The organism is Cuneatibacter sp. NSJ-177 (assembly GCF_022867805.1).
Lineage (GTDB): Bacteria > Bacillota > Clostridia > Lachnospirales > Lachnospiraceae > Pseudolachnospira.
The window spans coordinates 92,981-118,144 of the sequence record NZ_JALIFO010000002.1 but is presented as its reverse complement, the minus strand read 5'-3'; the positions used below and the strand labels follow the sequence as shown (position 1 = coordinate 118,144).

General features: G+C 53.5%; 22 protein-coding genes. 15 read left to right on the top strand and 7 right to left on the bottom strand.

The window, feature by feature from the left end; all coding sequences use genetic code 11:
• Window positions 1-2 precede the first annotated feature (2 nt).
• Window positions 3-1,544, top strand: coding sequence for a serine hydrolase domain-containing protein (locus tag MUB23_RS04605; protein WP_244799170.1), 1,542 nt, complete (start codon window positions 3-5; stop codon window positions 1,542-1,544).
• A 249-nt stretch (window positions 1,545-1,793) separates the two neighbouring features.
• Window positions 1,794-3,128: a hypothetical protein gene (locus tag MUB23_RS04600; RefSeq protein ID WP_244799169.1), complete on the top strand. Its 1,335-nt coding sequence runs from the start codon at window positions 1,794-1,796 to the stop codon at window positions 3,126-3,128.
• A gap of 98 nt (window positions 3,129-3,226) precedes the next feature.
• Here the strand turns inward: MUB23_RS04600 and MUB23_RS04595 are convergent, their stop codons facing one another.
• Window positions 3,227-4,213 (bottom strand): asparaginase, encoded by a 987-nt coding sequence (locus tag MUB23_RS04595; protein ID WP_244799168.1) that lies wholly within the window; start codon window positions 4,211-4,213, stop codon window positions 3,227-3,229.
• A gap of 157 nt (window positions 4,214-4,370) precedes the next feature.
• On the bottom strand, window positions 4,371-4,586 hold the full coding sequence (locus tag MUB23_RS04590; protein ID WP_244799167.1) for a DUF1858 domain-containing protein: 216 nt from the start codon (window positions 4,584-4,586) through the stop codon (window positions 4,371-4,373).
• 321 nt (window positions 4,587-4,907) lie between these two features.
• Between MUB23_RS04590 and MUB23_RS04585 the strand changes: the two genes are divergently transcribed.
• Window positions 4,908-5,078 carry a DUF362 domain-containing protein gene (locus tag MUB23_RS04585; RefSeq protein ID WP_244799166.1) on the top strand — a complete coding sequence of 57 codons (171 nt, stop codon included), beginning with the start codon at window positions 4,908-4,910 and terminating at the stop codon, window positions 5,076-5,078.
• A 227-nt stretch (window positions 5,079-5,305) separates the two neighbouring features.
• Here the strand turns inward: MUB23_RS04585 and MUB23_RS04580 are convergent, their stop codons facing one another.
• A complete protein-coding gene (locus MUB23_RS04580) occupies window positions 5,306-5,887 on the bottom strand; it encodes a helix-turn-helix domain-containing protein (protein WP_244799165.1) in 582 nt (193 codons plus the stop codon).
• A 272-nt stretch (window positions 5,888-6,159) separates the two neighbouring features.
• Here MUB23_RS04580 and MUB23_RS04575 point away from each other — a divergent pair, with 272 nt between their 5' ends.
• The 5 genes from MUB23_RS04575 to MUB23_RS04555 all read left to right on the top strand — a co-directional run bounded on the left by MUB23_RS04575 (window position 6,160) and on the right by MUB23_RS04555 (window position 10,402).
• Window positions 6,160-6,879 (top strand): LytR/AlgR family response regulator transcription factor, encoded by a 720-nt coding sequence (locus tag MUB23_RS04575; protein WP_244799675.1) that lies wholly within the window; start codon window positions 6,160-6,162, stop codon window positions 6,877-6,879.
• Window positions 6,876-8,165, top strand: a complete 1,290-nt coding sequence (locus MUB23_RS04570) for a sensor histidine kinase (RefSeq protein WP_244799164.1) — start codon at window positions 6,876-6,878, stop codon at window positions 8,163-8,165. The genes MUB23_RS04575 and MUB23_RS04570 overlap by 4 nt, the downstream gene beginning before the upstream one ends.
• A 151-nt stretch (window positions 8,166-8,316) precedes the next feature.
• On the top strand, window positions 8,317-8,487 hold the full coding sequence (locus MUB23_RS04565) for a hypothetical protein (protein ID WP_244799163.1): 171 nt from the start codon (window positions 8,317-8,319) through the stop codon (window positions 8,485-8,487).
• A gap of 6 nt (window positions 8,488-8,493) precedes the next feature.
• Complete coding sequence (locus MUB23_RS04560; RefSeq protein WP_244799162.1) at window positions 8,494-9,216, top strand: ATP-binding cassette domain-containing protein; 723 nt, start codon at window positions 8,494-8,496, stop codon at window positions 9,214-9,216.
• Window positions 9,188-10,402 carry a hypothetical protein gene (locus MUB23_RS04555; RefSeq protein ID WP_244799161.1) on the top strand — a complete coding sequence of 405 codons (1,215 nt, stop codon included), beginning with the start codon at window positions 9,188-9,190 and terminating at the stop codon, window positions 10,400-10,402. Before MUB23_RS04560 ends, MUB23_RS04555 begins: the two co-directional genes overlap by 29 nt.
• Before the next feature lie 55 nt (window positions 10,403-10,457).
• Here MUB23_RS04555 and MUB23_RS04550 read toward each other — a convergent pair whose 3' ends face one another.
• Window positions 10,458-11,159, bottom strand: coding sequence for an adaptor protein MecA (locus MUB23_RS04550; RefSeq protein WP_244799160.1), 702 nt, complete (start codon window positions 11,157-11,159; stop codon window positions 10,458-10,460).
• 308 nt (window positions 11,160-11,467) lie between these two features.
• Between MUB23_RS04550 and MUB23_RS04545 the strand changes: the two genes are divergently transcribed.
• A complete protein-coding gene (locus MUB23_RS04545) occupies window positions 11,468-11,701 on the top strand; it encodes a hypothetical protein (RefSeq protein WP_244799159.1) in 234 nt (77 codons plus the stop codon).
• A 112-nt stretch (window positions 11,702-11,813) separates the two neighbouring features.
• Window positions 11,814-13,487 (top strand): glycosyl hydrolase family 18 protein, encoded by a 1,674-nt coding sequence (locus tag MUB23_RS04540; RefSeq protein ID WP_244799158.1) that lies wholly within the window; start codon window positions 11,814-11,816, stop codon window positions 13,485-13,487.
• A gap of 145 nt (window positions 13,488-13,632) precedes the next feature.
• On the opposite strand, the gene MUB23_RS04535 is transcribed toward MUB23_RS04540, so the two are convergent.
• Both MUB23_RS04535 and MUB23_RS04530 read right to left on the bottom strand, forming a co-directional pair.
• Entirely contained in the window at window positions 13,633-15,483 is a 1,851-nt protein-coding gene (locus MUB23_RS04535; RefSeq protein WP_244799157.1) for an ATP-binding protein, read from the bottom strand.
• A 10-nt stretch (window positions 15,484-15,493) separates the two neighbouring features.
• On the bottom strand, window positions 15,494-16,546 hold the full coding sequence (locus MUB23_RS04530; RefSeq protein WP_244799156.1) for a metallophosphoesterase family protein: 1,053 nt from the start codon (window positions 16,544-16,546) through the stop codon (window positions 15,494-15,496).
• Window positions 16,547-16,848: 302 nt separating this feature from the next.
• On the opposite strand from MUB23_RS04530, the gene MUB23_RS04525 reads away from it, so the two are divergent.
• Window positions 16,849-18,123, top strand: coding sequence for a glucose-1-phosphate adenylyltransferase (locus MUB23_RS04525; RefSeq protein WP_244799155.1), 1,275 nt, complete (start codon window positions 16,849-16,851; stop codon window positions 18,121-18,123).
• Complete coding sequence (glgD, locus tag MUB23_RS04520; RefSeq protein ID WP_244799154.1) at window positions 18,120-19,220, top strand: glucose-1-phosphate adenylyltransferase subunit GlgD; 1,101 nt, start codon at window positions 18,120-18,122, stop codon at window positions 19,218-19,220. The genes MUB23_RS04525 and glgD overlap by 4 nt, the downstream gene beginning before the upstream one ends.
• A 120-nt stretch (window positions 19,221-19,340) precedes the next feature.
• Here the strand turns inward: glgD and MUB23_RS04515 are convergent, their stop codons facing one another.
• The gene (locus MUB23_RS04515) at window positions 19,341-20,261 is read right to left on the bottom strand and encodes a ketopantoate reductase family protein (RefSeq protein ID WP_244799153.1); all 921 of its coding nucleotides are present in this window, start codon (window positions 20,259-20,261) and stop codon (window positions 19,341-19,343) included.
• A 162-nt stretch (window positions 20,262-20,423) separates the two neighbouring features.
• On the opposite strand from MUB23_RS04515, the gene pth reads away from it, so the two are divergent.
• From pth to MUB23_RS04500, 3 genes are all read left to right on the top strand, one after another.
• Complete coding sequence (pth, locus tag MUB23_RS04510) at window positions 20,424-21,017, top strand: aminoacyl-tRNA hydrolase (RefSeq protein ID WP_244799152.1); 594 nt, start codon at window positions 20,424-20,426, stop codon at window positions 21,015-21,017.
• A complete protein-coding gene (mfd, locus tag MUB23_RS04505; RefSeq protein WP_244799151.1) occupies window positions 21,001-24,366 on the top strand; it encodes a transcription-repair coupling factor in 3,366 nt (1,121 codons plus the stop codon). Before pth ends, mfd begins: the two co-directional genes overlap by 17 nt.
• Window positions 24,367-24,445: 79 nt before the next feature.
• Window positions 24,446-25,102, top strand: coding sequence for a TetR/AcrR family transcriptional regulator (locus MUB23_RS04500; protein ID WP_244799150.1), 657 nt, complete (start codon window positions 24,446-24,448; stop codon window positions 25,100-25,102).
• Window positions 25,103-25,164: the final 62 nt, after the last annotated feature.

Sequence of the window (25,164 nt, the reverse complement as noted above, 5' to 3'; positions counted from 1 at the left end):
AGATGAGTGAATTTAAACGGATTACGGCGGACGAGGCGGGGATTTCCCCCGCCTCGTTGGCGGAATTGTATCGGAAGCTGGAGGATCCCGAACTGGGCCTTCACTCCTTTTTGGTCTACAAGAACGGCGGGATCGCGGCGGAAGCTTACTGGGAGCCTTACCGGAGGGAACTGGGCCACACGCTGTTTTCCGCCAGCAAAACCTATACCGGCCTTGCGGTAGGTTTTGCCGTGGAGGAAGGGGTATTGTCTTTGGACCAGTCGGTGGTTTCCTTTTTTCAGGACCGCCTTCCGGCTAAGACCTGTGAAAATATGGAAAAGATGACGGTGCGGCATCTCCTGACCATGAGCACCGGATTTGCCGCGGATCCCCATGATTTTAACTGGCCGCGGCCCGACGATGTTCTGGCCCGGAGCCCCGGCTGCTTCCACGAGGAAAAGATCCTGGACGACATTGACTGGGTCCGGAATTTCTTTCACCACTATGTGGCCTATGAGCCGGGAACAGAGTTTGTCTACTGTACCCACGGCACCTACATGCTCTCGGTGATCGTGCAGCTTGCGACCGGGAGAACCATACTGGAATATTTGGAAGAAAAGCTGTTCGGACCTCTTGGCATCACGGGAGCTACCTGGGAGCTGGACCCGAAGGGGTATGATGTCGGCGGCTGGGGTTTGATGGTTAAGACCGAAGATCTGCTGAAAACCGGAATTTTCCTGATGCAGAAAGGACGCTGGAAAGACCGGCAGCTCTTAAGCGAGGATTGGGTGAACCGGGCCACAACCGTGCAGATTCCCATGCACTCGAAGGCGAACCCTGACATGGCTGGCTACGGCTACCAGATCTGGGTGGATTCCAGGGAAAATGCGTTTTCCCTTCGCGGAGCCTGCGGTCAGATCTGCACCGTGTTCCCGGAACTGGGAGCCGTGGTGGTTTACACGGCGGGCGCCAATGGGCCGGAGCGCCAAGCCATTGAAAATCTGGTCTGGGAGGTTCTGGTTCCGGGAATGAAGGAGTCGTCTGAAGCCCTGGGAAAGACAGGAATGGTGCAGGGGGAAGCCCTTTGGGAGGAAGAGCGGAAGCGGATTTCCGGGTTCCGCATTCCGGTTCCCGCGGGACGCCCCTCCGGAGCCGAAGAGCGTCTTGCTTATTCCGGAAGGCGCTACCGCCTGGGGGATAACCGGCTGAACTGGAATGCTCTGACCTTCCACTTTTCGGAGGAAGGGAAGGATTCCTTTACGCTGGAAAGCCGGGAAGGCGTGTTTACCGCCCCGATCGGGTTTGACTGTTGGGCCGAGGGGGAAACCTCGGTAAAGACAAAGGATACGGACACGGACATTTCCATCCTGTTTGAGAAGGTGGCGGCAAGCGGGGCCTGGAAGGAAGATGGGAGTTACTGCCTGAAACTCTGCTTTGAGGAAACCTCTTATATCAACACTCTGCGGATCCGCTTTGTGGGAAACGGGATTTTTGTGGAGCATACTAGGAACTGCAGCTTTATGGAGAGTACGGACGCGTTTTTGACCGGAGTGGTTGAGGATTAGAAGCTATTTTCGGAGTGGGAGAGAAAGTAGATAGAGAAAAGGAAGACGCGCTGCAAAATACGAAGGGTCACAGAGCAGAAAGTCTGCCGGTTGGGCAGGCCGAAAGCCTCGGCTGAACGAATTTTGCAGCGCTCTTTTTGTTTGGCGGATGGAAAGCGACAGAGATTGAACTTCGGTCCAGATTGTGGTAAAGTTTTAATAGTTGCTGGAAACGCGAGGAAAGACAGCGGGGGATGAGAGAGAAGGTTTATGGAATACAAGGTTGCATTTTACAGCCGTCTGCAGACGGAGGGGAAGATCGTAAAGGAACAATTTCCGGGCCTGCGGGTTGATTATTACTATGTCGATTCCTTGATGGACTTAAAGGAAGCTTTTTTGGCTACGGAAAAGGAATACGACGGTTTTTTGAGCTCCGGCGTATTTTCTGACCGGTTTATATCTCTGCTGTCCCCGCGCCGGGATGTGCCGCAGGAATATTTCAACACGACGGTGGAGAGCTATTACCGCTATCTGCTGGAAAAAAGCGTCTTGAGTCCGGGGTTGGATCTGGGCAGCATCCGCCTGGATTTGATGGGAGAGCAGGATGATCTGAGGGAAATCGTACTCCACAATCGTTTAGAGCAGATGATGACGGACGAGGTGGTGATGGTGCGGAATTTTACGGAGGATCAGACCATCACTTACGAGCAGGAGATGGTGACCCGTCACCGCAGAGCCATTGAGGAGGGGAGGATCCGTTTTTTCGTGACCCGTTCGGTAGTTGCGATCCGGATGTTTGAGGAGCGGGGGGTACCCTACCATTTCATTGAGCCGACCCGGAACGAAATCCTCTATAAGATTGACCTGCTGAGAAAAGGGCTGGAACTTCAGACCATGAAAAACGGTCTGACCGCTCTGATCTATTTTGATATGCGTTCCGAGGAGGCTGGGGCCCGTGGGGAAGAGAGAAGTTTGAAATTCCAGCAGGCCATATACAATTTCAGCCAGAAGACCGGATATAACCTGATTTTGAAGCCGGTTCAGACGGATTTTGAGATTTATACAGACGCTCAAACCGTGCAGCAGATGACGGAGAATTTCACGAGAAGCCCCCTGTACGAATATCTGCGCCAGGAGCTGCGTTTTAAAGGCGGCGTGGGTTATGGGATCGGCATCAGCCTCCAGCAGGCCAGAGAAAATGCCTATGAGGCGGCGGCTCTGTCGGCGCGCCGGGCTTCGGAGGGGGTTTTTCAAAGTTATCTGATCAACAATCAAAACAATATTATTCTCCTGGCCAACCACCGGGTCCGGAAAGGGGACGGTCAGACGGAGGCGGTCTCCTCGGACTTCGTGGAAAAGGTAGCATCCCGCTGCCGCCTGTCTTCGGAAAATGTTTTGAAGATCCTGGAATTTTCCCGCAGCAGCGGCAATGAGGAACTGACCTCGGAAATCCTGACCAACCGGCTGGGTGTCTCCCTGCGCACGGCCAATAAAATTTTATCCCACCTGGAGGAAGGCGGGGCCGCGCAGATCGTAGGGCAGAAACGCCTTGGGCTGAAGGGACGGCCGGTGAATATTTACCGGATTTGTATGGAAGAAAAATAGAAAAGCTGCCGTAAAATCTCATAATTTTACGGCAGCTCTTTTCTACCACAGGATGTGGCACATTTGCGGCGCATAAATTTCGCAGAGCGAAATTCTTTTTAGTAGGTCCGGAACAGTTTTTCCATCTCCTCATAGGAATCCGTCACCGTCAGAGCCAGGGAGAGCAGGATGCGCGCTTTCTGGGGCGGCAGCGTATAGGCCGGGAAACAGTTCTCAGAGCCTTCAAAATGAATATCCCGGCTGACGATCCCGTGGCCGATCCGGGAAGCCCGCACCACGGGGATCCGGCGGGCGGCCAGTTCGCTGATCTTGTTCTTCCATTCCGGACTGTAGTTTCCGCTGCCTGTCCCGGCGATCACAAGTCCCTGGGCCTTGGAGGCATGATAGTCCAGCGCGTCGGCCGGGGCTCCGGCATAGAAAAAAAGAATATCCACCCGCGGCAGACGGTCCAGCCGGCTGACGTCAAAGCAGCTGGCCGTGGTATGGATCGCCAGGCTTTCATTCATAAAATAGCATTCCTCATCGCGCATGTAGCCGAGGCAGGAAAGGTCCTGTTCGTTGAACGCATCGGTCTTGTAGGTGTTGATCTTCTGTACGTCCCGGCCGGAATAGATGCTGTCGCAGAAGCAAACCAGCACTCCTTTGCCGGAAGCTTCCGGCTTGTCGGCCAGGTGGATGGCCTGGTACAGGTTCAGCGGTCCGTCGGCGCTGGCTGCGGTGGAAGGTCGCATGGCTCCGGTCAGGATCACCGGTTTTTCCGTCTTCACCGTCAAGTTCAGGAAATAGGCGGTTTCATCCATAGTATCGGTGCCATGGGTGATGACGAAGCCGTCGATATCCGTTTGGGACAGTTCGTTGATTCTCCGGACCAGGGTCAGCCAGAGCTGATCGTCGACCTCATTGCTGTCGATGCTGCAAATCTGCTCCACGGTCAGATGAATGGAAGAGGGAAGGGGCGGCAGCGTCTCAAGCAAGCTGTCCGGAGGCAGGCTCCCGGCTTCATAGCCGCTGGTCTTTCCTGCCTTTCCTTTTCCGGCGATGGTGCCGCCGGTGGCCAGAAGATGAATGTGGTGGGAATGGTCCACGGGATGATTCTCCTTTCGGGATGATGGGAAACCGGAGCATACCTGCTTCGGTTTTGGCGTGATTACGCAGCAAATCGGGAAAAGAAAAGGGAGCGCATCCACGCTCCCTTTTGACTCGTTTCGGCATTAGGACCGGAAATGGAATCCAGCACCCTATTTATGCGTTCTCTTTATTGGCCAGGTACTCGTTGACCGTGTTTACCAGCTGGTCGCAGTCCATTCCGTGTACCATGCAGGCCTCTTCCAGGGATTCGCCCTGAGAGGAGGGGCAGCCGATGCAGTGCATTCCGGCTGCCATCAGGATCGGAGCGATGCTGATATCCTTTTGAAGAATTTCACCGATCAGCATATCTTTATTAATGGTTAAAGCCATGGATTAGTTCCTCCTTTTTTCCTTGTCTCGGCGGGATTTCCGCTGTACATAAGCCTTCCGGCTCCGGTATCAGTATAGCATAGAGCAGGAGGATTGTCCAGTGAAAAGCGAAGCCGGAAAGCCGGCTTATCGGGGATAGTTTATGGAAAAACCAAAGTCTTATTCAGAGAAATTTTGGAAGCTTGTTTCCGGTTTTTTCCCGCTTTGGATCGGCGTCCCAGGGGAAAAACAAAATTTTATCAGAAAATGAAACTTTCACTTGAATTCTGAAGGAGCTTGTATTACAATATCCTAAAATCAATCTTTTAGGAGGATATAGTTATGGCATACGTGATTTCTGACGAGTGTGTAAGCTGCGGCGCCTGCGAAGCAGAATGTCCGGTTAACGCAATTTCCGAGGGCGATGACAAATATGTAATTGACGCGGACACCTGCATCGACTGCGGTACCTGTGCAGCTACCTGCCCGAACGGCGCGATTTCCGAGGGCTGATGATTCAGCTGACGCCGTGAATGCCGGTTGTTCCCGGTCCGGGGATTTTTGAAGCGGACGAATGGGAACAAAATACCGGTCAATACATGGAAAAATGATCATAAAAAGACTGTCGCATGAGTGATTTGGCATCGCTGTGAGACAGTTTTTTTGTTTGATGGGAAATTCCGGAAAAATCCCCTATAAAGTAGGAAAACGCTGCGCAAGAGCCTGCACAGCGATTCCTTTTACTTTTGCTTTCGAAAGGGAAAGCGTTTCTTTTTCAGCTTGACAACGGGTGCTTTGGCCGCCGCCGCTTCGGCGCGCACTTTGTTTTTTTGCTGCATGGCGCGAAGAGATTCGTCGAGGCGCTTAAAGCGTTCCTCCTCCTGCTCTTCCCGCTCCCGGAGCACATAATTCATCTCCTTGACCAGCTTGTCCCCGACCTGATTGCTGACCTCTTTGCTGAGAGTGTCATTGTTTCTGGCCAGGGCCTCGGCCATGATGTTGGTCATGATATTCTGGAACTGCTCCATCTTCGCGGCTTGGATCTGTTGGACGTCCTCCTCGGAGGGGAGCGCAAGCTCCTTGGTGTCGGGCAGGATCTTATCGCCGCCTAACAGGTCTTTGATGACCCGAAGCTGGTAGCCTTTATTTTTCAGCTCCTGAATTTCCTGGAATAACCGGATGTGCTCCTCCGTATAATAGCGATGTCCTAATTCGTTCCTTGGTATTTTTAATGCCAGCTCATCTTCCCAGTACCGTAAAACATGTGCCTCTGTGCCTGTGATTTTGGAGGCCTCGGATATCAGATAGCGTTGTTCTTCCATCTTGTCCCCTTTCCGGTTCCTGTGACCTATTGCTGATGGGGGAGGACAGGCCTCCGCCTCCTTCATTATATGACAAAAGGAAGAGAGAAAGCAAGAAAATGTCATCGTGTTGTTTCGACAGGTGAAAGGGAGATTTTCCGCGGAAAAACGAAAATGAAAGCGGTCGTTGGAAAAAGAGATCAGATCAGGACAGCCGGCAGGGAGGTGAGCCCTTGGCTGATCAGGGATTAATCAAATATTTTAAGTGGACAGAGAGAAGGGAGGTGACGGCTGTGATCAAAATTGCAATCTGTGACGATGAGGAAAAGGCCATCGCCCTGGATGAGGAAGTTGTGAAACGCAGCTTACAGCAGTGCGGAATCGGTTACGAAATCACTGCCTATACCAGGAGCAGCAATCTGATCGATGATATTGCGGATGATCATTTTTTCTATGATCTGATCTTGCTGGATATCGAGATGCCGGGGATCAGCGGAATGGAGATTCCGGAGAAGATCCGGGCATTTTTGCCAAACGTCAAAATCATCTTTGTGACTTCGCACATCGAATATGCCATAGACGCCTACGAGCTGTCGGTCTTCCGCTATGTCCCCAAAAACAATTTGGATCAGAAGCTGGCCGCCGCAGTGACGGACGCCGCAAAATGGATCGAGCTGGAGGCCGGGCAGGAATATACCATTCAGACCAGCAGCCGTATGGAGAAGATTCCCTTCAAGGATATCTACTATATCGAGCGGGACGGGAAGAACGCCAGCATTATCTCCCGCGCCGGAACCTCGAAGGTCAGAAAGAGCCTGCAGCAAGTCTACGAGGAATTGAATGCTCCGGAATTTCTCTTTATTGACCGCGGGTATATTGTCAATATCATTCAGGTCATGAAGATCAGCGGCGGGACGGCGGTTTTAAAAAATGGGGAGCGGCTTCCGATCAGCCGTTCCCATCTGTCCGAAGTCAAACAGCAGATCAACCGGTTCTGGGGGGCGCACATATGAGCGAATGGTATCAAGTCCTGTCCGGTCTGCTGACCAACGAATTGCGGTTGTTTTTTGGGCTGTTTCTTTTGACGAAGCTGCTGAATGTTTCGCTGCCCCGGAACGCATGGATTCTGGCCGTTTTTGGGGAAGCTGCCGTCACGATTTTCGGCGCGGCTTATGTGCCTGCGGCCGGTTTGATCGCCGCAGAAATCCTTCTCGTGGCCGCGGTTTCCTGGTATTCCCTGCGGGAACGGCTGCGAATCTGCCTGTTTTTGATCTTTTTCTATGAAGTCGGCGTAGCGCTGTGGGAGTTTCTATTTTCGGCTGCCTTCGGGATCTTGTTCCGGACCGCAGCGTTTCTGGATGCAGGAGCGCCGGAATCCCTGGCCGGCGTCTGGCTGACGCGTCTGTTCCTGGCCGTACTCGCCGTGCTGTTTGCCAAACGCTGGAATCCGGGAAATCCACAAGCGTTCCGGGTCGTTTCGATCCTTGCCATGCTGGGGCTCTTCGGCACGGTTACCCTGTCGGAACAAACCATCCTGCCCATCGGCGACGATAGGACCGGCGCCTGGGTTATCCTGTCGATGCTGCTGCTGTTTGCGATTTTATTCTACCGTATGGGACGGCAGAGAGATATGGAAGCGGAAATCGCGCGCCTGAAAGAAGAACAGGCGGAAATCCTGGAACGGGATTTTCAGACATTGAGCCGGACCTACTCGGCCAATGCAAAACTGTACCACGACCTGCACAACCATATAGAAGCGATCTATCAAACGCTAAAGCAGGGGGAAGTGGAAGCGGCCCTGCAATACTGCGAGGATTTGCGTACGCCCATGAAGGAGATTGCAGAGACCGTCTGGACCGGCGACCGGGCCGTGGATTATCTGATCAGCAGTAAAGTGGCGCTAGCAGAGCAGAGGCAGGTTAGGACCAAGGTAAATATCGAATTTCCCCGCAACACCAACATCCGAAACGTTGACCTGACGACGATTTTGGGAAATCTATTGGACAATGCCGTAGAAGCGGCCGGAACGGCTCCGGAGCATCTGCGCTTTTTGAACCTGACCATCCGCCGCATTAATAATATGCTCATCATCAAAGTGGAAAATGGATGCGGGCAAGCGCCGGTTCAAGAAGAAGGGCGGCTTTTGACTTCCAAAGAGGATGCCGCCATGCACGGCTGGGGACTAAAAAGCGTCCGCACCGCCGTGGAGCGCTATGACGGCTCGGTCGATACGGACTACGCCGGCGGCGTGTTCCGGTCCGTCGCCACTTTGTCCTTTCATCCTGTGAAACGAATCTAGTCTTTTGCTCTCAGGCGGGCTCCATTTGGGGTCCGCTTTGTTTTCGTGGTCAAAAACCTGCTGTTTGCGGACATTTCCGCAGAACCTGTGATTTTGGTGTATGCTTTCTTCATCGAAACGATTACAAGTTCTTCGGATAGGAGGTTTGATTATGCGTCACATTTATTTCCGCCTGATTCTCGGCATCGTCTTTCTGGCCTGCATGATTTACAGCTTCTTCACCGCGAATATCCCCTTCGCGCTGATGTACCTTGTTCTTGGAGGCGTGTTTTTACTCTCCGCTTATTCGCTCTGGAAGAAAAATAAAGACAATCGGAGGTGATTTCACATGAACGGCACAACCCTTCTCTCCCTCCAAAATCTCAGTGTTTGGTACGCGCCGGATCAGCCTGTCCTTTCGGATCTTTCTCTGGATTTGAGGGAAAAGGAAGTGGTGGGGCTGATCGGGCTAAACGGAGCCGGAAAAACCACTTTGATCAAAACAGTGGCCGGTCTTTTGAACGGTTTCCGGCTGAGCGGCGCTGCCTGGCATGGGCGTCCGTTTTCTTTCCGCGACAGAGCCTTTAAAAAAGAACGTTTTATCGTGTTTGCGGAAGGCCGCTCGTTTCCGTATTTCACCTTTCGGGAGTATCTTTCGTATGTGGCCGCATCCTACGGCGTTCCCTTGCCGGATGCTTCCGAGTGGATCGAAGGCTTCCATTTTGAAGCGTACACCGATGTCCTTCTAAAAGAACTGTCCACCGGGAACCGGAAAAAAGCAGATTTGATTACTGCGTTTGCCCTTCAGCCGGAGTTGCTTTTACTGGATGAACCCGTCAATGGCCTGGATTTTCAAAGCACGGAGTTTTTGTACCGGCAGATGGGAAGTTATAAAGAACATGGGACGATTCTATTTTCTTCCCATATCTTAGAGAGCATCTGCCTGACTTCGGACCAGGTCCTTGTGCTGGAGCAGGGGAAGATCAGACAGACCTTTACCGGCGAAGAAATTGCGGCCGGAACCATCCGGGAGGTGCTTTCCTTTGAAAAAAATGCTGCATGCCTTCACTAAACAACTCTTTGGGGCAAAATACGAGAGTATCAGGCACAGTCTGTCAGTGTGCGTGATTTTGTTTGTCGCAGTCTATGCGGCGGAAATCAAACTGCCGGTTGCGCCGTACGTCCTTTTCTTTGCTTCCACTGGTTTCAGCATGTGCATCATGTGGCAGATGCTTCACGGGAGCCGCCAAGCGGAAACTCTTAATGGGATGTTTCTGCTTCCCTTTGAGAACCGGGACTTTGTGTTTTCCTATGTCCTGGCTTTAGGGGGAGGTACAATTCTCACGAAAACGCTGCCTGTCTGGACTTTGTTTTTTGTCGTCAAAGCGTGGAGCGGTTTTGAGATCGCCGCGGCTTTTGTCTGCGGAGTCAACGCCTGTTTCCTGGCTGCGGCATTCACTTTAATGTTTCAGAAAAAGAATTATGGGCTGCCTGCCGTCTGGATAGCCGGTATCTTCTTCGTGATTTTTTTTGTCCGTCAGGCTCCGGCGGTTATCGCCGTTTCCCTGCTCAGCTGGTTCGGCGCGGCGCTATCTCTGCGCCCCGCGGACGCCTACGCTTTTTACCCGGCTTCCCAGGTGAAACGGCCGGCGCGGCATAAGGGAAGAAAGGGGAGCGTCTTTGTCTATCTGACGCGGTATCTCTCGGCCAATCCGAGCTATCTGGCCAACACGGCGGGGTTATGCGGCATCGCCTGCTTCTTGCCGCTGCTGTTTGGGTCCTTCGAAGGGATAAGGATGCTGCCGTTTGGATTTGCTATTCTCAGCATCAATACCCCCATCGGCACCCTGCTTTCCAGCGACCAAAACCTGGAGCGGTCGATCCGAATGCTGCCTGGACAAACCGTCCGGTTTTGCAGCCGTTACAGCCTGTTTCTCTGTATGGTCAGCGGGTTCCTCTATCTTTTATACCTGTGCAGCTGGCAGCTGATCTACCGCAACGTGGGCGGAATGGATATCTGGACGGCGGCGCTGTTTGACCTGCAAAGTGCGGTTTTAACCGTTCTTTTGGAATGGATGCGCCCGATCCGCGGCTGGAAAACCGAGAGCGACCTGTGGCATCATCCAAGGAAATATCTGGTTCCTCTGGTTCTGCTGCTGATTGCGGCCGGGGTAGGGACGTGGGCGTCTCTGATTTGGATTTGGTCAGCGGTGCTGCCTTTGGAATGCTGCCTTCTTTTACTGAAAGGCGCAGTTTGAGCCGCTCCAAAGAGCGGCTCAAACTTTGTCTCACAGATTTGGTTTTCATTATCTTTTACACATTTGCCAGCAGCTCCAACGCATTGTCTTTGATCAAGGCGTCGTAGTGCTCTTCGTAGTAGAGCTCGATTCCATTCACCGTGCGGAGCGGGGAACCGTACTCCAGCATCCGGTTACAGAGCCGGGTAAAATCCTCCGGCGACTGGCCGGCGCTACTGACGGTCAGATAAAACATCCCGTCACCCGCCTTATATAGCGTATTGGCTCCGATTTCCAGACCCCGCAGGGCATGGGCGGATTCGATGACATTGTCCAGTTTGGAAAAACGGAAGCAGCGGGTCCGCACGGACGTCTCCGGCTGCTGATTCTCCACATAGCGGTTCAGGGCGTCGAGCATATCGCCGACTCCGGAAGGGAATGACAAATCCAAATCTTCCTCCTCATCCGGAATGCTGAACTCCTCCTGGTCGGACGGCGTAAACTTGGCGAAGCGGGTGTCCAGCTCCTCCGGGTCATCAATTTTTGTTATGATTAACATAATCCCATCGCTGGAGAGAGGAATTGCCTCTATCATCAACGGGATATCTTCCGCATCGAAACCTACTTCTGCCGTGGCGCGCTGAATCATCTCCCGAAACAGCACACGGGCCTTGTCTGTCCCATAGGCAAGCTCACGAAGAGTCAGCTGACGGGCGGACAAATCGTTCCGATTTAAAGTACAGCGGATTTGATTTTCACTGATACGTTCTATTTTCATGATCTCACATCCCATCTAACTCTGTCTTTTCATTAGTATACCCCAAATACTTTATGAATGTAAAGGAAATATTATGTGAAAAAGGTTAAAATTTTATAGCTGCATACCCGAAAAAGTTTGAAAAGAGGGGATAAGAACAAAAAACGTACTTTGTCGTCGCTATGCAATAATTGATACGATTCGTACCGGCTGATTGCGTGACGAAAACGGTCTAATTTTGTAGAATGTATTCCGAGATGAAACGCGTTTGCCGGGGCCAATGCGGGAAGGTCTTTGTTCATCTCAAAATACGAGAGCAAGGGTTACGTATGAAGCAATCATCTCTAATATATCACGAAGAATATCAGATCTTACTTAAAACGCTTCTCGCTTATCAAAAGGCAGGAATCTCCCTGACCGTGGAGGGAAAGGCGAAGTCCGCGGAGGACATTGCCGATTTGTGTGTGTTCAGGGAGGCCGGAGCCTACATGAGAGATTATATTCAGGACGAACGGGGCAAACTGATAGAAATACGGTTTGACAAAATAACGAGCGATATCTGAAACGGATGCGCCGGAGAATCTTCTGCCGAAAAGAAATTTCCGCGATTCCTGAAGAGCGTTTGAAAATTACCATATGTTATGTTATAATCGTCGGAGGTTAAGGAGGTATTTCATGAGCTCGACGAACGCGAAACGCAATAAGAACCTTCCCGTATTGGTAGTCGCCGCCCTGATCCTCATCGTTTTGGTTGTAGGTATCATCTATGAATTGATTCATATGAACACGCCCTCAGCGGAGCGGGCCGACCTTGGTAAAATATATCCGGTGTCCGAAGGGTCGGCTGTTGTCATATCGAACGGGGTTCTATCGGAAACCCGCGCGGTCTGGGAAGCCAAGCGCGCCTATCTGGACCTTTCCATTGTACAAAAGGAATTGAACAGCCGGTTTTATTGGGACAGTACGGAAAAACTGCTGGTCGTGACGACCGCCTCCGAGGTGGCTACGGCTGCTTCGGATACGATATTTGAAGGCGGGCCGGTTTTCCTGAATCGGGAGGATACCATCTATGTATCCTTAGATTATGTTGCCCAGTATACAAATATTCAGGTGGATTCTTTTTCCAACCCTAACCGGGTATTTCTGCGAACTCAGTGGGGCGAAAGCACGAGAGCGGATGTGGCCGAGACGGCCCAGGTCCGCACGGAAGCCGATGTGAAGAGTCCGATTCTCACAGACGTGGAGCCGGGAAGCGGTCTTCTCGTGATGGAGCAGGGCGAGGACTGGGACAAGGTCTACACGAAAGACGGATATGTCGGTTATATTTCGAAGGAAGACTTGAAGGATGTCCGCACGGAAACGGACGAAGGTCCTTCGGTTCAGCCGGAATACACACGGACCACGCTGGATCAGAAAGTTTTCCTGGTTTGGCATCAGGTGTTTGAGGAATCCGGTGTGAATTCTCTGGATTCTCTGCTGGCCGATGCGAAAGGGCTGAATGTACTGGCACCCACCTGGTTTTCCATCAAAGACGAGGAGGGGAACCTGGAGTCCAGGGCAAACCATGACTATGTGCAGAAGGCCCACGATAAGGGGATCCAGATCTGGGCGCTGGTGGAGAATATCAACATTGAGGGAGTCGACGCGGAAAAGCTTTTGAACGTCACTTCCCACCGGACCAATCTGATCAACGGCCTGATCCAGTATGCGGAAGAGTACGATCTCGACGGTATCAACGTGGATTTGGAGAAACTTCCTTCCTCGGCCGGAGAGGGATATATCCAGTTTATCCGCGAACTTTCCGTCGCCTGCCGGAAACGGGGATTGATCCTGTCCGTGGATAACTATGTGCCCTCGGCCTGGACGGAGCACTATCACCGGGCCGAGCAGGGCGTGGTGGCCGACTATGTCATCATCATGGCTTACGACGAGCATTACAATGGATCCGAGGCCGGTTCCACCGCTTCGGTGGATTTCGTGCGGCAGGGAGTGGAAGACACATTGAAGGAAGTGCCTGCGGAGAAAGTGGTGACGGCTTTTCCTTTCTATACCCGGCTTTGGAAGACCGAGGGAGCGGAGCTGACTTCGGAAGTGAAGAGCATGGACGAAGCAAAGGCGCTGGCCGACAGTCCGGAGTACACGGTAATCTGGCAGGAGGAATTGGGCCAGAACTACGCGGAGATGGATCAGGATGGAACTACGTACCAGATTTGGCTGGAGGACGAGGAGTCGATCAAGGCAAAGCTGGAGGCTGTAAAGTCCTTTGACCTGGCCGGATTAGCCGGCTGGAAACTCGGCATGGAGTCTGACAGCGTATGGGATCTGATCTCGAATGCGCTGCAGTCCTGATTGACTGTTCCCGAATTTTTTCTGCCACCGGACAGCCCTGCGGTGGAATCAGCGGTCAAAAATTGATTAAAAGCCCTGCTGCGACGGGCTTTGTCTACAGTAAAAAACGGAGCCGTGAGAAACGACTCCGTTTTTTCGTGCACTTTTAAGATAAGGGGATTCTGTGGTACGGGATTTTTGCGGCGGACAAGATTTCTTCCTCCCTCTGATGACAGGTGAAGAGGAAGATTTGCCCACTGTAATTCTCTGAAAGCCACCGAAGCGTGGCGGAAAGCCGTTCGCTGTCGTAGTAGGCAAAGCTGTCGTCCAGGAAAAGCGGCATCTGTTCATCCGGCCACAAGAATTCGACGCAGGCCAGCCGAAACGCCAGATAGACCTGTTCGATAGTGCCGGTGCTCGCCTGGTACAGAGGAATTCTCTTGCCGTCCTGGATCAGGGACAAACTGAGATCCTCGTCGATGGCAAGCCCTGCATATGCGCCGTCAGTCAGTCCTTTCACCAACTCCGAAGCCTTTTCTTCCAGGAAAAAGCCGAAGGAATCGAATACCGTGGAGGAGAGTTCCTGCATGGTTTCCATGGCCAGCGTGATCGCGGCGATTTCTTCTTCCACCCGGCGGTTCATCTGGACTGCTTCCTGGATTGCATCCCGATGGTTTTGCAGGGAGCGGAGCGCTTCTTCTTTTTGCTCCATCAGCCATTGCTGCCGGCGGGCCTGTTCCAGCTGGGCCAGGATGGCCGGCTGCTTTTGCTGGGCTTTCAGCAGAGCGTCCATGTCCTGGCGCAGAGTCTGGTGGCTTTGAGCAATGGTTTGATAGAGATTCCGGCAGTGGTTCAGCCTCTCTTCCAGCAGAGAAGCCAGCTCCTCATCCGGAACATCCGGGTTTTCCCCGAAGTGGTATTCATAGATTTCTCTCATCATGCGGCAGTTTTCCCGGTAATCCGAGGATGCCTCCCGCCTCCGGCCCAGCCGGACGGCCAGCGTGCCGCTGACAATGCTGCCGAGGAAGACCCCGATGGCGGGCAGATAGTGGCGGGACAGGACCAAGGTACAGGAAAACCAGAGTCCGGCCAGAGCTCCCGCCGCCAGGATGAGTCCCAGTGCCGCTGCCAGAGGGCGAAGCGCCCCGGTCAGAGGCTTCCGGTAATGGGAAAGGAATTTTTGCCGGTCTTCTTCCAGCTCTCTCACCTGCTCCAGGGTTTCTTCCACGTCTGCTTCCTGGGCGATCTGGTGATTTTTCAGGCTTTCTTCCCCACGGGAGATGATATTGGTCAACTGCTGGTGATGGGCTCCCAAACGCAGGATTTCCCGGTCCAGCGTATCTTTTTTATGCTCCAGGGAAGGGATTTCCTTGCCGGCCGGCATGGTTTTCAGCTCTTCTTCCAGAATGTGAATTCGCTTCCCAAGTTCCACATTCTCATGGTCTGCCTCCCGCGAAAAGGCGCTTTCTTGTTTCTTCTTCTCTTTTTTGAGGGAAAGCAGCGCCTGGGAGATATCCACGGAGGAAGACCCGGCAGAGCGCAGGTTTACAATGTGATTTCGTAACTCGTCGGCAAGCTCCGGGCCGGTGGCCGCGCGCAGTTGACCGACGGACAGGGTGTTGGCGTAAAGCGCGGGAGTCAGGCCGGAGAACAGTTCGCTGAAGTTGGCGCCGGACGGGGTCAGTTCTTTGGCGTGGGTTTCATCGACCAGGGTACAAGGCTGGACGTTCTTCTCAAAATTCCGGTGGATGGAATAGCAGACGCCGTCCTTTTCCAGTTCCATGACGCCGCCATAGGTATTGCTGCCGTTCCAGGGCAGATAGCGGCTGTAAGCGTCGGTCCGCGCCCCTCTGCCGCGGCTTCGCTCGATCCCGAAGAGCATGGCCTGCAAAAAGGCGTGCAGGGTGCTTTTACCGCTCTCATTTTCCCCGGAAATCACATGGATTCCCTGTGAGAAGGAGATGGTCTGATTTTCCAGTTTTCCAAAATGATTGATGTGAATGCGACGAATCTTCAAAGAAAACTCCTTATCTGTTTTCGGTGCTGCACAGAGCCTGCAGCCCGTAATAGAGCGCTTTTTTCCGGATAGGGTCTTCTTCCCCGGACGACAGCGCGCGGATATAGTAGCCGATCAAATCATTGGCATGGTCCCTCTCAAGAGCCTCCAGATCGTATTCCGGTTCCGTGCCGTCGATGACTTCCACGATTCTCCCGGCATTTTTCAAACTTTCCGTGTCAAATGTGATTTCCGGATCCCGGAACCCGGTCAGGCGCAGCTTGTAGATATCGCCGGGATGCCTTGTTAGTTCGGGGCGGATGATATCGAGAATCTGGGGCGTCGTGGTATTCCGGTCGGTCGTTATGGACAGCGGCACATATTGGGCCGAGGCGGCGGGCACCCAGTCCAGCCTGGTTTTATCCCGAAGGATTTCGCCGAAGATATATCCGCGGGGGCCGGTGTCCGTGCGGTCCAAGGGTTCCGGTGAGCCAGGATAGGCGGCAGGCACTTCCTCAAAAACCTGCGGCTGGTGGATATGTCCAAGGGCCACATACCGAAAACCGGAGCCGGTAAAAGCAGTGGGGCGGAACGGAATATGCAGCGCGTCCCCTCCATGGGCCAGAAGGATGTGATAACGCCCGTCCGAAGGCGCCCGGCAGCCGTCATAGAGCGGTTCCCGGATCTCCGGCCGGTGATAGCTGAGACCGTGGACCTCGGTGTTGATGTCCTCCAAATAGACGGATGTCATGGATGCGGAGGTCAGGAAATGTACATTTTCCGCCCAGGGATAGTCGAGATAGGAGGAGGTTTCGGAAAGATAGTCGTGGTTTCCTGCAATCAGCACGACTTGAGTGTGCGTCAGCTTGGAGAATAAATAGTTGATGTCCTTTAATTCCCGCTTCAGGGGCTGCCGGTGGAAGAGATCGCCGGCAATCAGGAGCAGATCCGCCTCTTTGTCTACGGCGTCCTGCAGGATTTTGCGGAAGGTGGCGCCGATGGCGTCCGCCCGCTCCTTGCTCCAGGGTTTTCCGGCGTCGGGGACGGCGCCCAGATGAATATCGGCGGTGTGCAGAAAACGCAAAATAGTACCTCCTTCAAAAAAACTTGTCATAAAAGTTGCCTATCCCGATTATAGTAGATTTAAGGGTTGTCTTCAACTGGATTTCGCAGATTTCCACGATTTATCAAAAAACGATTATAGGAAAAATGTATTAGCAACATGCTTTTCAAGTCGGAAATCCTGTGGTATAATATCTGTAAATTTATAGAATTAGCAAAGATTTTCAAGTACATACCGAACCTCGTTCCGGAAAAATGAGCATTTTTGAGGAATGAGGAGAAAATCGGAGGGATTTATGTACTTGTTAGAAAGGGAGGGAAGCTGTGATGAAAAAGAAAATGATTGCCATGCTGCTGGCGGGAGGGCAGGGAAGCCGCCTCGGTGTTTTGACGGCGAAAGTCGCAAAGCCGGCGGTGGCGTTCGGAGGAAAGTACCGGATCATTGATTTTCCCTTGAGCAACTGTGTGAATTCCGGGGTGGACACGGTGGGTGTCCTGACTCAGTATCAGCCTCTGCGGCTGAACAGCCACATTGGAACCGGACTTCCTTGGGATTTGGACAAGCGTGACGGAGGAGTGACGGTGTTGCCGCCATATGAAAAGAGCGAGGACAGCGAGTGGTATACCGGAACAGCCAATGCCATCTATCAGAACCTGGAATACATGGAGCAGCATCATCCGGAGTATGTGCTGATCCTTTCCGGCGACCATATCTATAAGATGGATTATGAGGAAATGCTGGAATGCCACCAGAGGAACGGCGCCGATGCGACCATCGCCTCGATGCCCGTGCCCTGGGAGGAGGCCAGCCGGTTCGGGATCGTCGTGACCGACGAGAACCGGAAGATCACGGCATTTGAGGAAAAACCTGCGAATCCCAGGAGCAACCTGGCTTCGATGGGTATCTATATTTTTAACTGGGAAATCCTCAGAGAAGCGCTGATTTCGCTGAAAGACGTGCAGGGATGCGATTTTGGAAAGCATATCATTCCCTACTGTTTTGAAAAGACCAATAACCTTTACACCTATGAGTTCAACGGCTATTGGAAGGACGTGGGCACATTGAGCTCCTATTGGGAGGCCAATATGGGCCTGGTGGACTTGGTGCCCGAATTTAATCTCTATGAGGAGTTCTGGAAAATCTATACCAGGGAGGCCGCGCTTCCGCCTCTTTACATGGCTTCGGGCGCACGGGCGGAGCGTTCCATCATCGGCGAGGGCTCTTCGATCTATGGGACTGTGATCCATTCGGTCCTGGGGCCGAACGTGCTGGTGGAGGAAGGGGCCGTGATCCAAGACTCCATTGTGATGAGCGGCGTAAAGATCGGCAAGAACGCCAGAGTGGAAAAAGCGATTATCGCGGACAATACTGCGGTCGGCGAGAATGCAGTCCTGGGCCAGGGGAATTATGCGGAGAGCAAGCTGGATCCCAGGGTGTATTGCAGCGATCTTGTGACGGTAGATGAGAATTCTTCTATCCCGGCCGGAGTATCGGTTGGAAAGAATACGGCCATATCCGGTTGTACGGAGCTGGAGGATTACCCGAACGGACGTCTGGAAGACGGAGGATACATTGTGAAGGCAGGTGAGATGGGATGAAAGCATTAGGAATCATTTTAGCCGGCGGAAACGGCCGCAGGATGAGGGAACTCAGCAACAAGCGGGCCGTGGCCGCGATGCCAGTGGCCGGGAGCTACCGGGCGATTGATTTTGTGCTCAGCAACATGACAAATTCTCAGATCGGCAAGGTTGCGGTCATCACCCAGTATAGTTCCCGCTCCCTCAACGAGCACCTGAGTTCCTCCAAATGGTGGGATTTTGGCCGGAAACAGGGCGGTTTGTTCGTCTTTAACCCGACAATCACTCCTCAGAACAATGAGTGGTACCGGGGAACCGCGGATGCTCTGGCGCAGAACCTGAATTTCCTGCGGGACAGCCATGAGCCCTATGTGGTGATTGCTCCGGGGGACGGGGTCTATAAAGTGGATTACAACAAAGTGATCGAATACCACATGCAGAAGGAAGCCGATATCACCGTGGTCTGCAAAAAGCTCCCGGCCGGGACGGATGTCAGCCGTTTCGGTGTTGTGGAACTGGATGAGGACATGCGGATTACCGGGTTTGAGGAGAAGCCGGTGATCAGCGAACTGAATACGGTTTCCTGCGGCATCTATATCATCCGCCGCCGCCTCCTGATCTCTCTTTTGGAGCAGTGCGAGGAGATGGAGTGGTTCGATTTCGTGCGGGACGTGCTGATGCGCCAGCGGAAGGCGAAGCGGATTTACGCCTATAATCTGAAAGGGTATTGGGCAAACATTGCGACGGTGGACGCCTTCTACCAGTGCAATATGGACTTCCTAAAGCCGGAGGTGCGCCAGGAATTCTTCTATGGTTTTCCTGAGATTTACACCAAGGTGGACGACAATCCGCCAGCTAAATTTAATCCGGGATCCTTTGTGGAAAACAGTCTGGTGGCCAGCGGAACCATCATCAACGGCACAATAAAGGATTCCGTGATCTTTAAAAAAGTGTTTGTCGGCGGAAACTGCCATATCCGGAACTGCATCATCCTGAACGATGTTTCCATCGGGGACGGGGTGGCTCTGGAGAACTGTATCGTGGAGTCCCGGACCAAGATTATGGCGGGAACCCAGATCAAGGGAGAGGAAGGAGCCGTTCGGATTGTAACCCATTAACAGGGAGTGGCGTTTGGGTTGATCAAAAATGAGTTCTTTTAAGTGAAAAGCGGGTTCCGGCCCTTGGCGTCAGCCAGGGCCGGAACCCGTATTTTTACAGATAAATGCTAATATTTCTTTTTACTCCCACGAAGCCTCGATCTCATGGATCCTTTTCACCAGTTCGTCGTTCACCGGAGTCGGAATGTGATGTTTCCTTCCCAGACGGACCGCGGTCCCGCCGAACAAGCCGACTTCGGTTTTCCGGCGGCTCCTGGTGTCCTGGCACATGGAGGAGGTGCCGTCGGGAGCCAGGCTGGCCACCAGTTTCAGCCAATCGTCGATCTCCTCATCGGTCAAGTGGACGCCCTCCGGCTCGGCCACGGCCTGCACCTCTTTCATCGCTGCCCTGGTCAGGGCGGTGAGCTTTGGATCCGACATGACGCCGCCGTAGGTGGTTCCATAGACGGCGGTCACCTGGTTGATGCCGGTGTTCAGCATCATTTTGCTCCATTGGTGATGCCGGATGTCCTCCGGAATCCGGCAGTCCAGTCCGGCGGAGGCGAGGAAATCCCGGACGGCCAGCAAGTTTTCGCTCTGCGAACCATCCTTTTCCCCGACGGCGGCATAGCCCAGGTTTTGATACGTTACGTGATTCCCGGTTCTCGTGGCGTCCATGCCCTGGACCGAGCAGTAGATCAGATTTTTCTCGCCATAGCGGCGGGCCAGATCCTCTTCACTGACAATCCCGTTTAACAGCGAGACCAAAATCGTGTCCGGGCCGATCACGGCCGCCGCACGGTCCGCCGCATCGGCAAACGTGGTATATTTCGTGGCAAAAAAGACAGCGTCGGCCGGCCCCTCCGCCTCTTCCCAGGAACGGTAGCGGAACGGACAGGGTTCTCCGTTGGCCAGGATGCCTCCGGTTCGATAGCGCTGAACCCGTTCGGCATCCGCCATGACGGTCAGAGACTCCGGCCCCAGATGGTCTACGATTTGTTTTCCGTACATGATGCCGACGGCTCCCAGGCCGACAAGCACTGCGTGGAGAATCTGTTTCATCGGATCTTCCTCCTTTTACTATTTTTAGTATAGCCATCCTTCGAATCTTTGTCAAAACAAAAGGATTCCTCGGCTTGACCGCCGCCCGGCCCTTTGTTACAATAGAAACGATTTGGCAGCGTTACGATATCGCTGCCGCAGGACAGATTAACGGAGGGAATCATGAAAATCATTGCAGGGCTGGGAAATCCGGCTGCAAAATATGAAGGAACCAGGCATAATACCGGATTTGCAGTCATTGACCGGCTGGCGGAAAAATATTCTATACGAGTGAACACAAACCGGCAGAGAGGATTGTGCGGCGCCGGGATCATCGGCGGCGAAAAGGTTTTATTGGTGAAACCGCTGACATTTATGAATCTGAGCGGCGAATGTATCCGCCCCTTGATGGATTATTATAAATTGGAGCCGTCCGAGCTATTGGTGATTTACGACGACATCAGCCTGGAGATCGGGCAGATCCGGATCCGCGCCAAGGGAAGCGCAGGAGGCCACAACGGCATGAAGAGCATCATCGGCCATCTGGGCACCCAGGAATTTCCGCGGATCAAAGTGGGAGTTGGCGGGAAGCCGGAGCAGATGGATCTGGCCGACTATGTGCTGGGACATTTCAGCAGAGAGGAGCAGGCGGCGATAAAAGAGTCGGTAAAGCTGGCTGCGGAGGCTGCGGAATTCATCCTCACCGACGGGGTGAAGGAGGCAATGAACCGGTTTAACGCGTTCAAGAGAAAGGAAGAAAATGGCGGCGAGCTTTGATTGTCCTTTGGAGGAACTAAAGGAGTATGAAGAGATCAAAAATTCATTGGCCACGGGGCGGGGGCCGCTCTTAATCAGCGGCTGTGTGGACTCGCAGAAGGTTCATCTGGCCTGCCGGCTGGCGGAATCTTCTCCGCTTTCCCTGATCGTGACCTACAATGATTCGCGGGCAAAAGAGATCTGCGAGGATGCCCGGTGTTTTTCTGACGCCGTTTTTTTCTACCCGGCCAAGGATTTGCTGTTTTATCAGGCGGATATTCACGGAAATCTGCTGGTGCAGCAGCGGATGGCGGTCTGGAAGCAGATGCTGGAAGAAGGACGGGGGATCATCGTCACCACTGTGGACGGCTGTATGGACCGGATTGCGGATGCAAAGGAGCTGAAGCAGCGCATCCTATCCTTGGAAGTCGGCCAGCAGCTGGATCTGACCAGGTTTGGGAAAAAACTGGCGGAGATGGGATATGAGAGGGAGGCCCAGGTGGAGGGCTCCGGCCAATTTGCCGTCCGGGGAGGAATACTCGACATCTTCCCGCTGACCGAGGAAGTGCCGGTCCGGATCGAGCTTTGGGGCGATGAGATTGATTCCATCCGGAGCTTTGACATCGAAAGCCAGCGTTCCATGGAAAATTTGGAGTCGGTGCGGATTTATCCGGCGGAAGATGAGTGGGAGGAGGAGAAGGCTCCGACGATCCCGTTTTTGGAATATTTTCCGGAAGACTCGCTGTTCTTTCTGGATGAGCCTGCGCGGCTGGAGGAAAAGGCAGGCGGCGTGGCAAAGGAATTCCAGGAGAGCATGGTACACCGGCTGGAAAACGGGCTGGAGGACGCGGGCAAAATCCCCTCCCTTTTGTCGGCTGGGGAGGTCTTTTCCCTGCTGGGCCGTAAAAGGGCGGTGGCGCTGACCGGCCTGGAGCAAAAGGGCGGCAGCCTAAAAGTAGAAGGGCGCTATCAGATTCAGGCCCAGACCCTTCATTCCTACCAGGATAGCTTTGAGACCCTGATTGCGGATTTGAAGCGCTGGAAAAGAGAGAACTACCGGGTGGTTCTGCTCTCCGGATCCCGGACCCGCGGGGCGCGCCTTTCGACCAACCTCCAGGAATACGGATTGGCCGCTTTTTTCTCGGAGGAGGAGAATAAGACGGTTCATCCCGGCCAGGTGTTGGTGACCTGCGGCAGCATTCACAAGGGCTTCTCTTATCCGATGCTTCGTTTCCTGGTTCTGGCCGAGGGGGACTTGTTCGGCAAAAACCAGAAAAAGAAGAAGAAAAAGACCGCTTATGAGGGGCGGAAGATTCAGGAGTTTTCCCAGCTCGCCGTCGGGGATTATGTGATCCATGAAAATCACGGGCTAGGCGTTTATAAGGGAACCGAACGGATCGAGGTGAGCGGCGTAGCCAAAGACTACATGAAAATCACCTACGGGGACGGCGGCAACCTGTATATTCCCGTCACTCAGATGAATCTGGTTCAAAAATATGCCGGGTCCGATGCGGAAAAGGTGCCGAAACTGAACCGGCTTGGCGGTGCCGAGTGGCATAAGACCAAGACTAAAGTGCGCGGGGCGGTCCGGGAGATCGCGCAGGATTTGGTGCGCCTGTATGCGGCTAGGCAGAATGAGAAAGGGTTCGTCTACAGCGAGGATTCGGTCTGGCAGAAAGAGTTTGAGGAACAGTTTCCCTATGAGGAGACCGAGGATCAGATGCGCGCCATCGAAGCGGTCAAAAGCGATATGGAGCACGGAAAGATCATGGACCGGCTGATCTGCGGCGACGTGGGATACGGCAAGACCGAGGTGGCGATCCGGGCGGCGTTTAAAGCCGTGCAGGACGGAAAACAGGTGGCTTACCTGGTGCCCACGACGATCCTGGCCCAGCAGCACTACAATACCTTTGTCCAGCGGATGAAGGAATACCCGGTTCAAGTGGACCTGCTCTGCCGGTTCCGGACGCCGGGGGAACAGAAAAAGACCATCGAGGGATTAAAACGGGGCATGGTGGACATTGTGATCGGGACGCACCGCCTGCTTTCCAAGGATGTCCGGTTTAAGGATCTGGGATTGCTGATCATTGACGAGGAACAGCGCTTCGGCGTTTCCGACAAAGAAAAGATCAAGCAGCTGAAGGAAAATATCGATGTTCTGACCTTGACGGCAACGCCGATCCCCCGGACGCTGCATATGAGCCTGATCGGGATCCGGGATATGAGTGTACTGGAAGAAGCACCGATGGACCGGGTGGCGATCCAGACCTATGTGATGGAGTTCAACGACGAACTGGTGCGGGAGGCCATCCAGAGAGAGCTGGACCGGGGCGGCCAGGTTTATTATGTCTATAACCAGGTGAAAAATATTTCGGATATGACGAACCATATCGCGTCCTTGGTGCCGGAGGCCAATGTGGTTTTTGCCCACGGGCAGATGCGGGAGCATGAATTGGAACGGATCATGCTGGACTTTATCAACGGGGAGATCGATGTGCTGGTCTCCACAACGATTATCGAGACCGGCCTGGATATATCCAATGTCAACACGATTATCATCCACGACGCCGACCGGTTCGGCCTGTCCCAGCTCTATCAGCTGCGGGGCCGCGTGGGCCGCTCCAGCCGGACCGCCTATGCGTTTTTAATGTACCGCCGGGACAAGATGTTGCCAGAGATCGCGGAAAAGCGGCTCCAGGCGATCCGGGAGTATACGGAGCTGGGATCCGGCATCCGGATTGCCATGCGGGATCTGGAGCTTCGCGGCGCCGGGAACCTTTTGGGTGCGGAGCAGCACGGCCACATGGAAGCGGTGGGGTATGATCTCTACTGCAAGCTGCTGGGAACAGCCGTCCAGGAGGCAAAGGGTGAGAAGAAGAGCACGGCGGATTTCGAAACGGAAATCGATCTGGAAATCGACGCCTATCTGCCCGCCGGTTATGTCCGCAATGAGGCGCAGAAGATGAACCTCTATAAGCGGATCGCCGGGATCGAGAACGACGAAGACTATATGGATATGCAGGACGAACTGATCGACAGGTTCGGGGAACTGCCGAAGCCGGTGCAGAACCTGCTCCGGGTGTCGCTGTTAAAGTCGCTGGCCCACGAGGCGTATGTGACCGAAGTGTCGGGCAATCAGGAAGAATTGAAATTTACGATGTTTGCGGAAGCGCCGGTAGATCCGTCCCGGATTGCGCCGATGATCGGAAAGTACAAGGGAGACCTCCGGGTATCGGCCGGAAAGAATCCTTGTTTTACTTACCGGGATCAGCGGAAACGGAATACGGATCCAGTGAAAATGTTGGAGACGGTCCGCAGCATTCTTGGGGATTTAAAGGCACTGCTGGAGGAGGCCGGATGTCCTCGGTAAGCAAGGGAAATATTGCTTGACAAGAGGGCATCCCTGTGGTATCTTTTATACAGACCGACGGTCTGTTTGGAGGTTGGGGATGGCAAGAAACAAATATCCGGAGGAGACGGTCCGGAAGATATTGGATGCGGCAGCCCATCTGTTTCTGGAAAAGGGGTACGACGGTGCCTCGCTCCAGGATATAATCGATGAGACAAAGTTATCAAAAGGAGCGATCTATCATCATTTTGGCTCCAAGGAAGATATCTTTGAGGCGGTCTGCGACCGGATGGGAGAGGAAAATGTACAGTTGCTCTCGAAAATCCGCGACGATGCTTCCCTGAATGGGGAAGATAAGCTGCGGGAACTGTTCCGCGCGGCCGTTTCCAATGGAAATCAGAGGTCCCTGGTTCGGATTGCTCCAAATCTGCTGGAAAATCCCCGTTTTCTGGCGGCCCAGATCCAGGAGATTTATGAGATGGTTGCCCCCCAGTATGTGAAGCCGGTGATCGAGCAGGGCATTGCGGACGGTTCGATTCAAACGGAAGCGCCGGGGGAGCTGGCGGAAGCCATGATTATTCTGAGCAATATCTGGCTGAACCCGCTGATTTATCCTGCCGACGAGGAGACGATGGGACGGCGCTGCCTGGTCTTTGCCAGGTTGCTGCAGGGCGCCGGGATTGATCTGGAGGATGAGGAGATCATCAACCAGTACAAGGAGTACTGCCGGGTTCAGCAGGAAGGAAAGAAGGAGTAAAATCCGGGAAAACGGATTTTATTTTACCATTATACAAACCGACGGTTGGTTTGATAAAAGGA